The 16,148-nt window shown below is 72.2% G+C and carries 16 protein-coding genes and 2 pseudogenes; 10 read left to right on the top strand and 8 right to left on the bottom strand.

All coding sequences use genetic code 11. The annotated features are described in order from the left end of the window. Positions 1-121: 121 nt before the first annotated feature. A complete protein-coding gene (locus tag HDA41_RS36295) occupies positions 122-1,105 on the bottom strand; it encodes an SCO0930 family lipoprotein (RefSeq protein WP_184991635.1) in 984 nt (327 codons plus the stop codon). 755 nt (positions 1,106-1,860) lie between these two features. Between HDA41_RS36295 and HDA41_RS41910 the strand changes: the two genes are divergently transcribed. From HDA41_RS41910 to HDA41_RS36280, 3 genes are all read left to right on the top strand, one after another. Further along, positions 1,861-1,989 (top strand): hypothetical protein, encoded by a 129-nt coding sequence (locus tag HDA41_RS41910; RefSeq protein WP_260423385.1) that lies wholly within the window; start codon positions 1,861-1,863, stop codon positions 1,987-1,989. A gap of 54 nt (positions 1,990-2,043) precedes the next feature. Further along, positions 2,044-2,778, top strand: coding sequence for a bestrophin-like domain (locus HDA41_RS36285; protein WP_184994033.1), 735 nt, complete (start codon positions 2,044-2,046; stop codon positions 2,776-2,778). A gap of 222 nt (positions 2,779-3,000) precedes the next feature. Then, positions 3,001-3,552, top strand: a complete 552-nt coding sequence (locus tag HDA41_RS36280; protein ID WP_184991630.1) for a hypothetical protein — start codon at positions 3,001-3,003, stop codon at positions 3,550-3,552. Positions 3,553-3,657: 105 nt separating this feature from the next. Here HDA41_RS36280 and HDA41_RS36275 read toward each other — a convergent pair whose 3' ends face one another. After that, the gene (locus tag HDA41_RS36275; protein ID WP_184991628.1) at positions 3,658-4,146 is read right to left on the bottom strand and encodes a hypothetical protein; all 489 of its coding nucleotides are present in this window, start codon (positions 4,144-4,146) and stop codon (positions 3,658-3,660) included. 373 nt (positions 4,147-4,519) lie between these two features. On the opposite strand from HDA41_RS36275, the gene HDA41_RS36270 reads away from it, so the two are divergent. Further along, a complete protein-coding gene (locus HDA41_RS36270) occupies positions 4,520-5,200 on the top strand; it encodes a class F sortase (protein WP_184991626.1) in 681 nt (226 codons plus the stop codon). A 74-nt stretch (positions 5,201-5,274) separates the two neighbouring features. On the opposite strand, the gene HDA41_RS36265 is transcribed toward HDA41_RS36270, so the two are convergent. Both HDA41_RS36265 and HDA41_RS40690 read right to left on the bottom strand, forming a co-directional pair. Next, entirely contained in the window at positions 5,275-6,108 is an 834-nt protein-coding gene (locus HDA41_RS36265; protein ID WP_184991624.1) for a polysaccharide deacetylase family protein, read from the bottom strand. An 89-nt stretch (positions 6,109-6,197) separates the two neighbouring features. Beyond that, positions 6,198-8,649 (bottom strand): annotated as a pseudogene (locus HDA41_RS40690) (phosphatidylglycerol lysyltransferase domain-containing protein); the annotation flags it as partial. Between HDA41_RS40690 and HDA41_RS36245 the strand changes: the two are divergent. Further along, positions 8,647-9,092 (top strand): annotated as a pseudogene (locus tag HDA41_RS36245) (APC family permease); the annotation flags it as partial. The pseudogenes HDA41_RS40690 and HDA41_RS36245 overlap by 3 nt on opposite strands. A 4-nt stretch (positions 9,093-9,096) precedes the next feature. Here HDA41_RS36245 and HDA41_RS36240 read toward each other — a convergent pair. Together HDA41_RS36240 and HDA41_RS36235 are read right to left on the bottom strand one after the other, a co-directional pair. Continuing rightward, a complete protein-coding gene (locus HDA41_RS36240; protein WP_184991618.1) occupies positions 9,097-10,251 on the bottom strand; it encodes a CapA family protein in 1,155 nt (384 codons plus the stop codon). A gap of 57 nt (positions 10,252-10,308) precedes the next feature. Continuing rightward, positions 10,309-10,476, bottom strand: a complete 168-nt coding sequence (locus tag HDA41_RS36235; protein ID WP_184991616.1) for a hypothetical protein — start codon at positions 10,474-10,476, stop codon at positions 10,309-10,311. Here HDA41_RS36235 and HDA41_RS36230 point away from each other — a divergent pair. The 5 genes from HDA41_RS36230 (at position 10,475) to HDA41_RS41905 (ending at position 13,095) form a co-directional block, all read left to right on the top strand. Next, the gene (locus tag HDA41_RS36230) at positions 10,475-11,020 is read left to right on the top strand and encodes a sigma-70 family RNA polymerase sigma factor (protein ID WP_184991615.1); all 546 of its coding nucleotides are present in this window, start codon (positions 10,475-10,477) and stop codon (positions 11,018-11,020) included. The genes HDA41_RS36235 and HDA41_RS36230 overlap by 2 nt on opposite strands. 152 nt (positions 11,021-11,172) lie before the next feature. Further along, positions 11,173-11,682, top strand: coding sequence for a hypothetical protein (locus tag HDA41_RS36225; RefSeq protein ID WP_184991613.1), 510 nt, complete (start codon positions 11,173-11,175; stop codon positions 11,680-11,682). A gap of 151 nt (positions 11,683-11,833) precedes the next feature. After that, entirely contained in the window at positions 11,834-12,487 is a 654-nt protein-coding gene (locus tag HDA41_RS36220) for a zf-HC2 domain-containing protein (RefSeq protein WP_184991610.1), read from the top strand. 108 nt (positions 12,488-12,595) lie between these two features. Then, positions 12,596-12,859: a hypothetical protein gene (locus HDA41_RS36215; RefSeq protein WP_184991608.1), complete on the top strand. Its 264-nt coding sequence runs from the start codon at positions 12,596-12,598 to the stop codon at positions 12,857-12,859. Continuing rightward, a complete protein-coding gene (locus HDA41_RS41905) occupies positions 12,808-13,095 on the top strand; it encodes a SpoIIE family protein phosphatase (protein WP_358980427.1) in 288 nt (95 codons plus the stop codon). Before HDA41_RS36215 ends, HDA41_RS41905 begins: the two co-directional genes overlap by 52 nt. A 12-nt stretch (positions 13,096-13,107) precedes the next feature. On the opposite strand, the gene HDA41_RS36205 is transcribed toward HDA41_RS41905, so the two are convergent. Beyond that, the gene (locus HDA41_RS36205; protein WP_184991606.1) at positions 13,108-13,971 is read right to left on the bottom strand and encodes an Fpg/Nei family DNA glycosylase; all 864 of its coding nucleotides are present in this window, start codon (positions 13,969-13,971) and stop codon (positions 13,108-13,110) included. 22 nt (positions 13,972-13,993) lie between these two features. Then, complete coding sequence (locus tag HDA41_RS36200; protein ID WP_184991604.1) at positions 13,994-16,081, bottom strand: SpoIIE family protein phosphatase; 2,088 nt, start codon at positions 16,079-16,081, stop codon at positions 13,994-13,996. Positions 16,082-16,148: the final 67 nt, after the last annotated feature.

Here is a 16,148-nt window from a genome sequence, read left to right as displayed (position 1 = left end):
CCGAGTTGATACCCGCGTGCCTGCCCTTCGAACATAGGACGAACAGTGTCCGAGCACGTCAAAACGGCCCGCCCCTCCGTGAGTCACGGAGAGGCGGACCGGGTCGGCTGGGGAGGTTTCTCTACTTCTCGGACGCGCCGACCAGCTTCCCGTCGGGCCGCACGGCGTACCAGGTGCCGCCGACGCCCTGGCCGTTGGTGTCGCCGGGAGCCTTGTCACCGGCGAAGGTGTAGATCGGCGAGCAGTTGATCGTCTGCTGCTTGCCCTTGCCGTCGGTCCGGTCGAAGATCATGTAGCCCTTCTCCTGGATGCCCTTGGTGTCGGCGTAGTCGACGGGCTCCACGAGCGGCCACTTCTCCAGGCACGCGCCGGAGCAGTTGGAGACCGGCTTGGGCCAGGCCTCGTCCTTCTTGAACCGGTAGACGGTCATGCCGTTCTTGTCGACGACGATCTCGCCGAGCTTGGGGTCGTTGCGGGTGGACAGCCCGGGCAGCGCCTCGGTCCCCTCGCCGCCGGCGCCGCCCCCCTGCGCCTTCTTGCCGTCGGGGGCCAGCGCGTACCACTTGCCGCCCACGCCCTGGCCCTTGACGTCACCGGCGTTGACGTCCTTGGCGTAGCGGTAGGCCGGCCAGCCGCCGACGGTCAGCTGCTTGGTGCCGTCGGCTCGGGTGACCGAGCCGAGCAGCGCCTTGTCGATGCCCTCGCCGGCCTCCGCGTCGTCCGCGGGCACCGGCGGCCAGGTCTTGGCGCAGTCGCCGTCGCAGTTCGACTTGGGCGGCTGCTCGCTGTCCTGGTCGAACCGGTACAGGGTGAGTCCCAGGCTGTCGGTCACCACCTTGCCGACCTCTTCGGCGGTGGCGACGGACAGCTTGCCCGCGGGGTTGGACGGGCTGGAAGGGCTCGGCGCGGCCTGCTGGCCGCCCGCGGTGCCGGCCGTACCGGCGACTCCGTTCCCGGTGCCGATGCTTCCGTAGTCCCCGGGCGCCGCCGTGGCACCCACGTTCTGGCTGGCCGCCGGTGGGCTGTCCTGACCGCACGCCGTCGTCAGCGCCAGGACCGCCGCGGCGCTCGCCACGAGTGAGGCGCTCCGCCAGGAGGTCTTCATCGTCAACTCCCCATAATCCCAAGGGTGTTGCAGCGCCCTGCTGCGCCGCCGCACGGTCATGAGTACGCACGGGAGCGGTGTTTGTGTTCAACCACCGGCCAAATTTCTTTCCGGAACCCGTGACGGCCGCCGCTCGCCACCCCGCACGGGGACGCACCGAAAGCCCGCGGCGGCGCCCGGCAAACCGGCGGAACCCGGAAATCCCTCTTTCGGGCCAATCCCCTTGCGCTCCGGCGCGTCCCGGCGGAACAAAGCTCATGATCTCCGTCGTGCATGGACCCCTATCGACACAATCCGCCCTCGCCGCAAGGGCCTTGGCGGTGGCGACGCTGACCTGGGCGCTCGTCGGCGCCCCGGCCGGAGTGGCGGTGGCCGACGCCTGTGCGTACGCCTCGACGGGGCCGGACGGCACGGAGGCGGTGGCGGTCGCCGGAAGCAGGACCTGGCCGACCAAGCCACCGTGCCCGACACCCGCACCGACCCCCACGCCCACGCCCACGCCCACCCCGACACCCCCACCGCCGACACCGACACCGGACCCGACGCCGTCACCTGACCCGACGCCACCCCCGCCCCCACCGCCGAAACCGACCCCCACGGCCAGACCGGAGCCACCACCACCGCCTCCGCCTCCGCCGCCCACGCCACGCCCGGCGGCGCCGCCCCGGCCGGCCCCCAGGCCCGTACCTCCCCCGCTCCCCGCCCCGGCCCCGAAGCCGTCGGCGAAGCCCACCCCGCGTCCGTCCGCGACACCCGTGCACTACCCCCGGTACCGCGCCGCGCCGCGGCCACGACCGGCGAGCAACAGCATGTCGCCGCTCACCTTCGTCCTGCTCGTCACGGTGCCCGCGGTGGTCGCCGTCGCCGCGCTGCGCGCGCGCTGACCCCTGAAGCTCTGGAGGCATCTCTTGCCGGAATGGCTTGTTCTCACCCTCGCGATGCTGGCCGCCTGTGTGGTGGTGGTCGTCATCACCTTCGTACGCCATCGCACGGCGTCCGAAGACGAGGACCCCAGCGAGACCCCTGACGTCATCGAGTACATGACGATGTGGATCGGCGTGGTGTACGCCATCGTCCTGGGTCTGGCGATCGCCGGTGTGTGGGAGGGGCGCAGCGCCGCCCAGGACCACGTCCAGGCGGAGGCCACCGCGCTGCACGAGATCTCGGAGCGGGTCCGGGTCTACCCGGACGACGTACGCGACCGCATCCGGGACGACATCCACACGTACGTGAGCCATGTCGTCACCACCGAGTGGGACACCATGGCCGACAAGGGCCAGGTCACCGAGCGCGGCCGTGAGCTCTTCGAGCGTGTCCGCCAGGACGTCACCGACTACGAACCGGAGACGGACTTCCAGGCCCAGGCCTACCAGCCGCTCCTCGACCAGGTGACCGCGGCCAGCCAGGCCCGGATCGCCCGGGCGGAGTCGACCGGGGAGACCATGCCGGGCGTGGTGTGGTTCGGGCTGATCACCGGAGCCGTCGTCACCATCGGGATGATCTTCGCCCTCCAGATCCGCAGAACGACGCGTGAACTGGTCCTCGCCGGGCTGTTCTCGGCACTGATCGCCTTCCTGCTGTTTCTGATCTGGGACTTCGACTCGCCCTACAGCAGGGGCGTGACCGCGTCGGCGGACCCGTTCCTGAACCTCTTCCCCGGCGCCGGGGACTGACGGCACCCGCACCACGGAACCCGGCCGGGGGCGAGCGACACACCGTCGCCGTCCCCCGGCCGCGTCAACCGGGTTCCGCCAGGCGGCCCATACGTGTGCCCCATTCGCGCTACTGCGATCGCGCCGCCGTGCGCGCGTTCTTAGCGTTTCGGGCATCGAGGTGCATTTATGACGTGAGCGGAACAGGTCCGCGGCTGCTCCTCGGGGACCCGGAGGATTCACATGCGCGCGATATGCGCCGCTTCGGCCTCGGCCGTACTGCTGGGCGCCGGCGCCCTCACCTCCTGCATGCCGGCCGACGCCGCCATGCAGACCGATTTCGGTTTCGGCGTCGAGCCCTCCACCGTCGCGGCGGGCGGTCGGGTCACGCTGCGGGTGGAGCGCAACAAAGCCTGCGAGGGTGAGGCGGCGGTCTCCTCACCGGTCTTCGACGTGGTCGTCATCCCGCCGGAGGAGTCGTCGGCGACGACCAGGGTCGACTGGGACGCCAAGCCCGGCGCCGTGTACGACGTGGAGTTCGTCTGTGACGAGTCGAGCGGCACCGCGCGCCTGACCATCGCCGGCGGCCGTCCGACGCATCACCCCACCCACCACCCCACGCGTCACCCCTCGGACCACCACCGCCACCCGTCGAAGGGCGTGCACGCCGGAGAGGGCGGCACCCTCGCCGGTTTCGACCTCAAGGAGATCGGTCTCGGCGCCTTGCTCATCGCCGGCGCGCTGGGCACGGCGAACCACTTCGCACGCCGCCGCACCGACGAGGACGCCGGCTGACCGGTCCGCGCATCGCGCAGGTCTTCGCCCCGGATCCGTCGAGGGATCCGGGGCGAAGACCGTTCACGTGCGAGGCGGCTCGTCGAAGGAGCGGGAATTGAGGCGTCAGACGTGCCGCTCGGCACGGCGGCGCATCCAGAACACCCCGCCGCCGACGACCGCGGCGGCCACGAGCCCACCGCCGATGGCCATGTCGGTCGGAGTCGCACCGGTGGTGCTGCTGCCGCCGATACCGCCGCGGACACCGCCGATGACACTGAAGGCCTGAGGCTTGGTCAGACTCTTGCCGTCGCACGTGACCGTGATGTCGTACGGCCCCGGGTGGGCGTTGTTCCTGATGGTGGCGGTACCCCTCGCCGTCTCCTTCGCGCCGGAGGTGGGCGAGAGCCTCGCCGGCATCGTGAACGCGTCAGAGGTCGCCGTGCCACCGTGGCGGCAGCCGTCGACCGTGATGGTCAGCTGGCCGCCGCGGGCGATCACGCTGGGCAGGGCGACGATGTTGCTGGGTGTGTCCCACGCGACGGCAGCGGGGGCGGAGAGGCCGAGGGCGGCGACCGCGGCGCCGGCGACCGCCAGGGCACGAGTGTTACGCATGTGAACCTCCGCGGAAGACGCCCCGGGACCCGTCCCCGGTCGATCGGCGAGAAAGCGCCTCCCAGAAAGACAGTCAGTCGCCTTGCGCCGACCCGCATTTCGGGAATAGTCCGTCCCGGTGAGAGAAGGCACCGCGGGACCTCCGCACAATCGGATATCGCCGCAGGTCACGGACGGTCAGAAAATTCCTCACGGCGGCAACTCGGATGGCGCACCTCATGGTCCCGGAACCAGCTCCGACAGCCCTGGGCCACCCCCGGCAGCCCCGGGGCCACCCGTTCGCTCCTGTCCCGTCGCCGGTTTCGGGCGCGGCACTTAGCGTTCTGGTATGCGCGAACGACACGGCGACGGCCGCGTCGAGAGGGGATGGCCCATGTCTGCGTCCGAGCTGGCCGAGGCGGAAGAGGAGGCGCGGCGGAAGAAGCGCGCCCCGTGGGGCGTGATAGCGCTGGTTCTGCTGACCGGCCTCGCGCTCATCCGGAATGGTTCGGGGGAATTCGACGAGGGCCCGCCGCAGCCGGCGACCGCGGCCGCGGCGGACAGCCGCGTGCCCGGGGACACCTTCGCCGGGGTCGGCGGCAGCGCCGTCAAGCCCCTCCCCTACGCCCTCCCGGACCGGGTCAGGATCCCCGCGATCCAGGTCGACGCGCCGATCATTCCCGTGGGCCTGGACGCGGACGGCTGGGTCGGCGCGCCGCCCCCGGAGGACCCGAACCTGGCCGGCTGGTTCACCGGTGCCGTCACCCCCGGCGAGAAGGGCACCGCGGTCGTCGTCGGCCATGTCGACAACCAGCAGGGCCCCGCCGTGTTCTACGGACTCGGGGCCCTCAAGAAGGGGAACGGCGTCGAGGTCGCCCGACAGGACGGAAAGACCGCCGTCTTCGAGATCTACGGCGTCGAGGTCTTCGAGAAGGACAACTTCCCCGGCGACCGCGTCTACGCCTCCAAGGGCACGGCGGAGCTGCGGGTCATCACCTGCGGCGGCGGTTTCTCCCAGCAGAACGGCTACGAGGGCAACGTCGTCGCCTTCGCCCGCCTGGTCGAGGTGCGCTGAGCGTTCCCGCGCTGAGCGTTCCCGGCCGGGCGGGCGAAGGCCCGACGCCATGTCTCATGCCCCGACGGCATGTCTCACGCGTAGTGCCGCCGGGGCACGGTGACGTGGTAGCCGGAGTCCAGCAGTTCGGGCAGATAGCGTCGCAGGGCCCGCACGCTCTGCGAGCGGTCGCCCCCGGCGTCGTGCGAGAGCACCACGACGCCGGGGGCGGCGCCGCGTTCCACCCGGCGGACAATGGCGCGGGTGCCGGGCTTGGCCCAGTCGAGGGTGTCGAGCGTCCAGCCGAGCGCTTCCATGCCGAGTTCGGCGCCCAGTTGGAAGGCGGCACGGTTCCAGGCGCCGTAGGGGGCGCGGAACCACTCGGGGGGCTCACCGCAGGCCTCCTCGATGACGTCGCAGGTGCGTTCCATCTGGGAGCGGATCTGCCGGCGGGTGAGGCGGGTGAGCATCGGGTGGGACCAGGTGTGGTTCCCGACGACATGGCCCTCGTCGGCCATCCGGGCCAGCAGGTTCGGGCTGCCGGCGACCTTCTCGCCGCACACGAAGAACATCGCGCGCACGTCGTACTCGGCCAGGATGTCGAGGATGTCCGGGGTGTAGCGGGGGTCGGGGCCGTCGTCGAAGGTCAGCACCATGGTGCGACCGCGGCCGGAGACGCGCAGCAGCGGTTCGCGGCGTACCAGGGTCCGGCGGGGCGCGGCCTGCGGCGGGCCGTATCCGGTCAGGGGCTGGAGGCGGTACGCGGAGGAGCCGAGCGGGCGGCGGGCCTGGGGCCCCGCGACCGGGTCGGACCCGGCGGGGCCGTCCCCGGTGACCGCCGTGAGCACACCGGCCGTGGCGGCCGCTCCCACGGCGCCGGTGCCCGCGATCAACAGCCGGCGACGGGTGAGCAACTGATCCTTCTTCATGACTCATCAGTCGCCCGGCGGAAGGCCGACGCACCTGAGCAACACCGGTGCGGCGGCATGTTTTCACCCGAATGGCCCACGCGGAAGGGTCAGTGGCGGCGCACGAGGGGGAACGGCAGGGTCTCCCGGATCGTCAGCCCGGTGAGGAACATGACCAGCCGGTCGACGCCGATGCTGAGGCCGCCGGTGGGCGGCATGGCGTACTCCAGGGCGTCGAGGAAGTCCTCGTCGCGTTCCATCGCCTCGGGATCGCCCCCGGCGGCGAGAAGGGACTGGGCGGTGAGGCGGCGGCGCTGCTCGACGGGGTCGGTCAGCTCGAGTAGGCGGTGCCCAGTTCGGTGCCGAAGGCGACGAGGTCCCAGCGTTCGGCGAGGCGCGGGTCGGTGCGGTGCTGCCGGGTGAGCGGGGAGACGTCGGTCGGGAAGTCCTTGTCGAAGGTCGGCAACCGGGTCCGCTCCTCCACCAGCCGCTCGTACATCTCCAGGACGACGTCGCCGTGGCCGTCGTCGGCGGTGTACGGCACGCCCGCGCGGTCGCACAGGCGCTTGAGGGTCTCGATGTCCGTGCCCGGGTGGATCTCCTCGCCGAGGGCCTCGCTGACGGCAGCGTAAACGGTCCTGACCGGCCACGGCCCGGAGATGTCGTACTCCTTGCCGTCCTTGTGGGCCACGGGCGTGCCGAAGGCGGCGGTCGCGGCGCCCTGGACGAGTTCGCGGACGAGGTCGAGCATCACGTCGTGGTCGGCGAAGGCCTGGTAGGCCTCCAGCATGGTGAACTCGGGGTTGTGCTTGTAGGAGACGCCCTCGTTGCGGAAGGTGCGGCCCAGCTCGAAGACCTTCTCCAGGCCGCCGACGCACAGCCGCTTCAGGTACAGCTCCGGGGCGATGCGCAGGTAGAGGTCGAGGTCGTAGGCGTTGATGTGGGTGGTGAAGGGGCGGGCGTTGGCGCCGCCGTGGATCTGCTGGAGCATCGGTATCTCGACCTCCAGGTAGCCGCGTTCCAGCAGGCCCTGGCGCAGCGCCTGGACGGCGGTGGAGCGGGCGCGGATCACCTCGCGGGCGTCGGGGCTCGCGACCAGGTCGAGGTAGCGGCGGCGGACCTTGGCCTCCGGGTCGGCCAGGCTGCGGTGCCGGACCCGAACCTGGTCGGGCAGGGCGGCGAGAGGGTCGGCGGGCTCGGTCCCGTCCCCTCCGGCGAGGCCGAGCGCCGCCAGTGACGGCAGCCCCTCCGTGGTGGCGGGCCGCTGTCCGCCCTTCGAGTGCCCTCTTCCTCTTCCTCACAACGTGCGCATCGACGGTACGGAGACGAAGCCCTCGGCGACGCCGGATGCGAGTCCGACCCGGGCGAGGGAGGCGGCCTCCGCGTAGCAGAGGAAGCGGGGGTACCACTCGGGGTGGTACTTGGCGTTGGACCGGTACAGGGCCTCCAGTTGCCACCACTTGGAGAAGAACAGCAGCAGGCGGCGCCAGAGGCGGAGCACCGGCCCGGCGCCGATGCGGGCGCCCTCCTCGAACACCGAGCGGAAGACGGCGAAGTTCAGCGAGATCCTGCGCACGCCCAGTTTCGGTGCGGCGTGGCACAGTTCGGCGACCATGAACTCCATGACGCCGTTGGGGGCGGTGCGGTCACGGCGCATCAGGTCCAGGGAGACGCCGTCCCTGCCCCAGGGCACGAAGGACTGGAGGGCGAGGAGGCGGCCGTCCTTGTCGTGGGCCTCGACGAGGAGGCAGTCGCCGTCGGCCGGGTCGCCGAGCCGGTCCAGGGCCATGGAGCAGCCGCGCTCGGTCTCGGTGTCGCGCCAGGCGTCGGCCCGTTCGACGATCTGCCGCGTCTCCTCCTCGCCCAGGGTGGAGTGACGGCGGACGCGGCAGGTCGCGCCGGTGCGGCGGACGCGGTTGACGGCCTGGCGGGTGACGCGCATGTCGCGGCCGTCGAGGTCGTGCAGGATCGCCTCGTCGCCGAGCTGGAGCGCGCCGAGCCCGGCGCGGACGAAGGCCCTGGCGCCCTCCTCGGACGCGCCCATCACGGCGGGCACCCAGGCGTGTCGGCGGGCCACCTCCTGCCAGGCGGCGATCGCGTGCGGCCAGGCCTCCCGGTCGCCCACCGGGTCCCCGCTCGCCAGGCACACGCCGGCCTCGACGCGGTAGGTGACGGCGGCCTTGCCGCTGGGCGAGAAGACGACGGCCTTGTCGCGACGGGTGGCGAAGTAGCCGAGGGAGTCCTGGTCGCCGTAGCGGGCGAGGAGGGCGCGGATGCGGGCCTCCTCGTCGTCGTGCAGGGCGGCTTCCAGGCGCTGCGAGCGGAACAGGGTGGCGGCGGCGTTCAGCAGGGCGAGCGCGCCGAACAGGCCGAGCAGGAAGAACAGGGCGTGCGGCGGGCGGCCGTCGATGCTGCCCGCGGGCACCAGGCCGCCCAGGACCCGGTTCGCCGCCCAGGCCAGGCGTTCGCCGCGGGGCAGCGTTCCGGGAACGCCTCGACGAGACCCCAGCCGGCCAGGATCGCCACGGCGAGCCCGGTCACCAGGACGGTGAGCGCCCGACGTTCATGCTGGGCGTGACCCGCGTGTGGTTCTCGATGTCCCGTGACGGGCTGCTGCCCCAGTGGTTCGCCAAGACGCACCCGACGCGGCACGTGCCCACGCGGGTCACCTGGATCGTGGGGTTCGCGTCGGCCGCCATCGCCGCGTTCCTGCCGATCGGCGAGGCGGCCGAGCTGACCAACATCGGCATCCTGCTGGCGTTCGTGGTGGTGTGCGCGGCGGTGATCGTGCTGCGCCACCGGCAGCCGGACCTGCCGCGCACCTTCCGTACGCCGTGGATGCCGGTCGTGCCGGCGGTGGGCATCGTCTTGTCGATCTGGCTCATCACCTTCCTCCAGTGGCCTGGGCGCGGTTCGCCGTCTGGTTCGCGCTGAGGCTCGTGGTCTACTTCGCGTACTCCTACCGTCGCTCGGAGCCGGCAAGGCGCCGCCCTGACGGCGAGTGAGGCCCTACTCCCCCATCACCAGGCCGTCCTCGGCCGCGCCCCGGCTGAGCACGACGTCGCGGATGCGGTCGCGGACGGCCTCGACGCCGGCGCCCTGGGCGATCGCCCGGTTGAGGTTGACGACCCGGCCGGCGTCGACGTCGAACAGCTGCGGGACGAACTCTGCCTTCGTCACCTCCCAGCGCCCGCCCGGCCGGGCGGGCGGGGCGAAGGTGAAGCGGCCGAGGGTGGACTGGTTGCCGCGCGGGTCCCGGGCGCCCTGGTGGTTGGTCATCTCGCCGGCGATCTGGTCGCCCATGCCGTAGATCACCCAGGTGCCGTTGACCTTCTCGTAGGCCTGCGGGACGTGCGCGTGGGTGCCGAGGATCAGGTCGATGTCGGGGCGGCCCTCGCTACGGGCGGCGGTGAGGCTGCGGGCCAGGGTCAGCTGCTGCTCGTCGGGGGCGTCCTGCCACTCGGTGCCCCAGTGCAGGGAGACGACGACCACGTCGGCGCCGGCCCGGCGCGCGGCCCGGGCGTCCGCGAGGACCCGGGCCTCGTCGATGAGGTTCACGGCCCAGGGCTGTCCGTCCGGGAGCGGGATGCCGTTGGTGCCGTAGGTGTAGGCGAGGTGGGCGATCTTCGCCGGTCCCGCCTGGAGGACCGTCACCGTACGGGCCTCCTCCTCGGCGCGTGCCGAGCCGGCGTGCCGTACGCCCGCGCGGTCGAGGGCGTCGAGGGTGCGGCGGATGCCGTCGGCGCCGTCGTCGAGGGTGTGGTTGGAGGCGGTGGAGCAGCCGTCGTAGCCGGTGGCGGCGAGGGCCCGGGCGACCTCGGGCGGGGACTTGAAGGCGGGGTAGCCGGTGTAGTCGCCGTTCGCGCCGTAGACGGTCTCCATGTGGCACAGGGCCACGTCGGCGCGGGAGACGACGGAGCGGATCCCCGCGAGCATCGGCCGGAAGTCGTAGCCGGTGCCGCCGGCGTCGAAGCCGGCCCGGTCGATGATCGTGCTGTGCGGGAGGACGTCGCCGGAGGCGACCAGTGTGAAGCCGCGGGGTCCGGCCACGGACGGTGCCGGGCGTCCGGGGCCGGTGGGTTCGTGGCTGCGGGCCTGGCAGGCGGCACCCGCGGCGAGGGCGACGGTCAGGGCCAGGGCCGCCTGTCGACTGCGTGCGATCATCCATTCACCCCACTGTGGGCGTTGTGGTCGTATTTACACACGAACAGGAAAGAAGGCTCACAGCTCCCCACGCGGCTCCGACACGCCCATCAGCCCGTCCGGCACCCACATGGCCGGGCGCCCCGACCGTTCGTCGAACCGTTCGTCGACGCGATCGACCGTCCGCCGCACAGGCCGGTACGTGCCCTGTCCCCCCTGCTGCGCCCTGCGGTGGCATACGGCCATGACGGCCGGATCCACTCTCATGAACGGGACGACCGCCGAGCACGAGCTCGCCGCACTGCAGCGGGAGCACGGCCGGCCCCTTTTCGCGCTCCTGCTCCGGCTCTGCGACGGCGACCGGCAGCGCGCGGAGGACCTGGTCCAGGAGACGCTGGTGCGTGCCTGGCAGCACCCCGAGGCGCTGCGCGCCGACGACTTCGACTCCGTACGGCCCTGGCTGATGACCGTCGGGCGACGGCTCGCGATCGACGCCCGGCGAGCCCGGCAGGCCCGGCCCGCCGAGGTCGGCGACGCGGTGCTGGAGAACGCGCGGGTCATCTCCGACCACGCCGAGCGGGCCGCGGCGATGCTCGACGTCCGCCAAGCTGTGAAGACACTCACTCCGGAACACCGTGAAGTCCTGGTGCTCGTGTACTTCCAGGGGGCGAGTGTGGCGGAAGCCGCGGCGACCCTCGGCATCCCGCCCGGTACCGTGAAGTCCCGCGCGTACTACGCGCTGCGCGCCCTGCGCCGGGTGCTTCCGGGATACGCCGCCGACCTGCGCTGAAACCCATGACTGAGTCAAACCTCCGTAAAGCGCCTTGCTGAGGACCCCGGTTGAGTAATCGGCTGTTCCCATCCGTGTTCCGGATGGGGCCGTCAGCGCCCCGGGGGCCCGGTGTCGGGCGACGCGCACGTACCGGAGGAAGGCAGGAAGGGATGCTGCACAGAGGTCACGAGAACACGGACGGCGGCGGCGAACTGACCGTCCCCATGGCGTGGTTGTACGCCGAGTACATCGCCGACGAACTGCTGCGGACCGGCGATCTGATGCCGCCGACGTCCTTCGAGTTCCGCGCGGGGCGGGATGCCCTGGCGCTGACCATCTTCCTCTCCGACACCGAGGGGGAGCTGTCCGGTATCCGGGTCGTCACGCAGCTGGAGACCTGGCTGTCACTGACGGCGTACGACCAGCCGTGGCAGGAGTGGGTGCGCGAGCGGCTGGCCGAGCTCGCCGCCCGAGCCGCGCAGTCGGGCCGGCCCGCGCCGGACCTGGACCTGGCGGAGGAGGCCTGGCGCTGGCTCCAGGAGACGGAGCTGCTCGCGCCCGACCTGAACGCGGTGCCGGGCGGCGCTCCGGTGGTCGGGGAGGACGAGGGGCCGAAGGTCTGGACGCCCGCCTGGCAGCTCGGACTGCCGCTGGGACACCTCGCCATCCATCTTTTTTAGATTTCTGCGGCCCCGGACCAATCCGCGGGCCGGAGCGCTCCGAATCCTTTGGTTGCGATTGTGTCACCGGCTTGAGTGATTCCGCTGCCTGGTCCGTACCGGTGGGAGCAAGGAGTAACCCCACCCGCACCCAACGGCACGAGGATTCGGCATGAGGTCCCTGGAACGGCATCGCGACGTCGGCGCCTACGCGCTCGGCGTGCTGGACGAGGCGGAGGCCTTCCGCTTCGAGGACCACCTCATGGAGTGCCCTCGGTGCGCCGCAGAGGTGACGGAATTCGGCCCGACGGCACGGCAGTTGATGCTGTACCGCCGGGCGACGCCACGGTTCGTGCACCCGACGGCGCAGCCCGGGCCGCGCATGCTGGACCGGCTGCTGGCCGAGGTGGCGACCCGGCGCCGGGCCGGCCGCAGACGCATGCTGTTCGCCCTGGCCGCGTCGGTGGTGTTCGCCGTGTCGGTACCGGGGATCGCGATGATGGCCGAGGGCGGCGACGAGGGGCCCCTGACGGTCGCGGCGACCGATGCGCGGACGGGTGTGTGGGCGCAGGTCACGACGGAGGACGAGGCCTCGGGCAGCCAGGTCGAGCTGAAGGTGAAGGACGCGTCGGGCCCCCGCGCCTGCCACCTGGTGATCATCGGCCTCGACGGCACGGAGGAGACAGCGACCAGCTGGCACGGGCCCGGCCACGACGCCCATCCCAACACGATGATGGCCAGCTCGTCCATGCATCCGGCGGAGATCGCCCGCTACGAGATCCGCTCGGCGGCCGGGGAGATCCTGGTCAGGCTCCAGCCGCGCTGACCATCCGTCCGCCCCTGCCGCCGGGCGCTCCCCGCACGCCGGTGTGAGACTGCTGGACGACACACCCGGGAGGTCCCGGGTGCCGCGGTCCCGGCGAGGGGAGACGAGGTGGCGACGGCGGAGACCGGCGACGGTCGCCTGGAGGAGTTCCTCGCCGATCCGGAGACCTCGGCGCTGGACCTGACCACCGCGGCGGCCCGCTGCACCAGGGCCCTGGGACTCCAGCACTCGGTGGTCTGTCTCGCCGACCTCCAGCAGCGCCGGCTCGTCCCGCTCACCGATGTCGCCCCGCCCCTGCTCGTCGACGACTCGCTCGCGGGCTGGACCCACCGCACCCGGTCCCCGCGGGTGGAGGAGTCCGAGTCGGGCTGAAGCCGGGCGACCGGGTGCTGATGTACACCGACGGGGTCACCGAGGCCAGGGGGCCGACGGCGCGGAGTTCGGGCTGGAGTGGTTCGGCGACTACATCATCCGGGCGACTGCGGCGGGCGAGCTGGCGCCCGAGACGCTGCGGCGCCTCATCCACTCCATCCTGGACTCGTCCACCAGCCGGCTGCGGGACGACGCGACCCACCTCGTGTCCGAGTGGTCGGGGCCCGCCCCGGTGAGGGCGGGGACGGTCACTTCAGCAGCCGGGACATCCTGCGGTCCGCCAGTGGTCTGCCGCCGGTCTGGCAGGTCGGGCAGTACTGGAGCGAGGAGTCGCTGAAGGACACCTCCCGCACGGTGTCGCCGCACACCGGGCAGGGCTCGCCGGTGCGGCCGTGCACGCGCAGGCCGCTCTTCTTCTCCGCCTTCAGCCGGCCGGCCGCCACGCCCCGGGAGCGTTCGACGGCCTCGGTGAGCGTGTCGCGCAGGGCCGCGTACAGCCGCCCGGTCTCCTCCTCGGTCAGGGACGCGGCCAGTTTGAAGGGCGACATCTTCGCCGCGTGCAGGATCTCGTCGCTGTAGGCGTTGCCCACCCCGGCGATCAGGCTCTGGTCGCGCAACGCGCCCTTGAGCTGCCGCCGTTCACCGGCCAGGAGCTCCGCGAGGCGGGCCTGGTCGAAGTCGTCGGCCAGGGGGTCCGGGCCGAGCCGGGCGACGCCCGGGACCTCCTGCGGGTCGGCCACGACGTACACCGCGAGCCGCTTCTGGGTGCCGGCCTCGGTCAGGTCGAAGCCGGCGCCGGTCTCCAGGGCCACGCGCAGGGCGAGGGGGCCCTTGCCGGGGCGGGGCGGGCCGTCGGGGAGGCGGTCCTTCCAGTGCAGCCAGCCGGCGCGGGCCAGGTGCGTCACGAAGTGCGGACCGTCCGCGGTCCCGACGTCGAGGAACTTGCCGTACCGGCGTACGGCGACGACCTCGTGGCCCTCCAGAGCGGACAGGGGCGGGTCGTACGTCTTCAGGACGCTGATCGCGACGGGCAGCACCCGCACGATCTCGTGGCCGACGAGGTGCTCGGCGAGGAAGTCCTTGAGCGCCTCGACCTCGGGGAGTTCCGGCATGAATCCAGAGTGCCACGTGAGGTCAGTCGAGGTCGGGCACCACGAACTCGCACCACACGGCCTTGCCGCCGCCGCGTGCCTCCACGCCCCACACGTCGGTGAGCAGCTCGACCAGCAGCAGGCCCCGCCCGGAGACGCCCGACTCGCCCGCCTCGCGGCGGCGCGGCAGGGCGCTGGAGGAGTCCTCGACCTCGACGCGCAGCCGGCGCTCGGAGCCGCTGAGGGCCCGCAGGGTGACGATCGCGGAGCCCTCGGTGTGCAGCAGGGCGTTGGTGATCAGCTCGTCGGCGACCAGTTCGATCTCGTCGGCGCGGTCCCGGGCTCCCCAGACGCCCACCGTGGTGTGGATCATGTGCCGGGCCTCGGACAGGGCCGCCGGATCGCCGGGGGCGACGTGTCGCTGGAGCCGGCGGCCGGACTGCGGGCCGTCCGGGCCGCGCCGGCGCAGCAGGAGCAGCGCCACGTCGTCGTCGCCACCGCGTTCGGCGGCCACGTCGATGAGCCGGTCGGCGAGGTCCCGTACGTCGTCGGGACCGGTGGCGACGAGCGCCGTGAGGGTGCGCATGCCGTCGTCGAGGTCGGCGCCGGGCTGCTCCACCAGGCCGTCGGTGCACAGCAGCAGGGTCTCGCCCGGGTCCAGTTCCACGGTGCCCACCGGGTAGTCGAGGCGGCCGAACTCGGCGGACAGGCCGAGCGGCAGACCGCCCGGGACGGTGACGCGGCGGCAGGAGCCGTCGGTCTGCCGTACGAGCGGATCGATATGGCCCGCCCGGACCATCTGGAGCACGCCGGTGGACAGGTCGGCCTCCGCGTAGAGGCAGGTCGCGGAGCGGTCGGTGTCGAGTTCGTGCAGGAAGACGGAGGCGCGGGCCATCACGGTCGCCGGGGTGTGCCCTTCGGCGGCGTAGGCGCGCAGCACGATGCGCAACTGGCCCATGACGGCGGCCGCGTGCGTGTCGTGGCCCTGGACGTCACCGATGACGGCGCCGACCCGGCCGCCGGGCAGCGGGATCAGGTCGTACCAGTCGCCGCCGATGTCACGGCCGAGGGAGCCGCCGATGGTGGCGGCGCGGTAGCGGACGGCGATGTCGGCCCCGGGCACGCTCGGAATGGTCCGGGGCAGCATGGCCTGCTGCAGGCCCTGCGCGAGGTCCATCTCCTGCTCGTAGAACATGGCCCGCTGGAGGCTCTGCGCGATGCTGCTGCCGAGGGCGACGAGGATGTTGCGCTCCTCGGGGGTGAAGCCGTGCCGGTCGCTGTAGAGCAGGCCCATCGCGCCGATCGGCTGCGCCTGGACGATGAGCGGCAGATAGGCGGCGGACGTGATGTTCAGGCCGGTGATGTGCGGCCAGAGGATCGGGTAGCGCTCGGCGAACTCCTCCGGCGACTCGATGAAGCAGGGGGCGAGGGTCCGTACGGCCTCGCTCATCGGGTAGGGCTCGTCGATCCGGGTGATGCGGGTGCCGGGCACGAAGCTGTCCGAGGGTCCCTCGGCGACCAGGCGGATGCGGCCGGCCTCGACCAGGCCCATGACGAGGCTGGTGGCGCCCAGGTGGGTGAGGCCGTGGGTGTCCTTGAGGACGTCGATGACGTCCTGGACGGTGCGGGCGTGGGCGAGGGCGGCCGTGGTGAGTTCGACGACGCTGGTCTGCTGCCGACGGGCCTCGTCCCGGGCGGCCTGGTCGGTGCGGGCCTCGCTCTCGGCGAGTTCCCGGGTGGCGTCCCGGACGATGCCGATGATGCGGCGGGGCCGTCCGGTGCCGTCGCGCCGGATGTAGCCCTGCGTGTGAGTCCAGCGCAGGGAGCCGTCGCGGCAGCGGATGCGGAAATAGGCGCCGTAGTTCTCGCTGCCGTCCTTCAGGGCCTGGGTGACCGCGGTGTCCAGCCGCCGGGCCTCACCGGGCGGGACGCGCTGGGCGAGGGTCTCCGGGTGGTCGTCGTACTCATCGGGGCGCACGTCGAAGACTTCGTGGGCCTGGGCGTCCATCTGCATCAGGCCGGTGTCCAGATCCCAGTCGAAGCTGCCCATCCGGTTGAGCGCGAGGATCGCGTCCGGGTGGGCGGGCCAGTCGTCCGGGAGGGACAGGGCGCTCGCTCCCCGATCAGCCATGGGCCCACCTTGCCAGGATTCGTCCGATTCTTCGACCGGATGTGCTGAGTTTACGGGCCACTCCGCC

Source organism: Streptomyces caelestis, from assembly GCF_014205255.1.
Lineage (GTDB): Bacteria > Actinomycetota > Actinomycetes > Streptomycetales > Streptomycetaceae > Streptomyces > Streptomyces caelestis.
The sequence above is the reverse complement of the archived record's forward strand: the minus strand, read 5'-3'. Positions and strand labels throughout refer to the sequence as shown.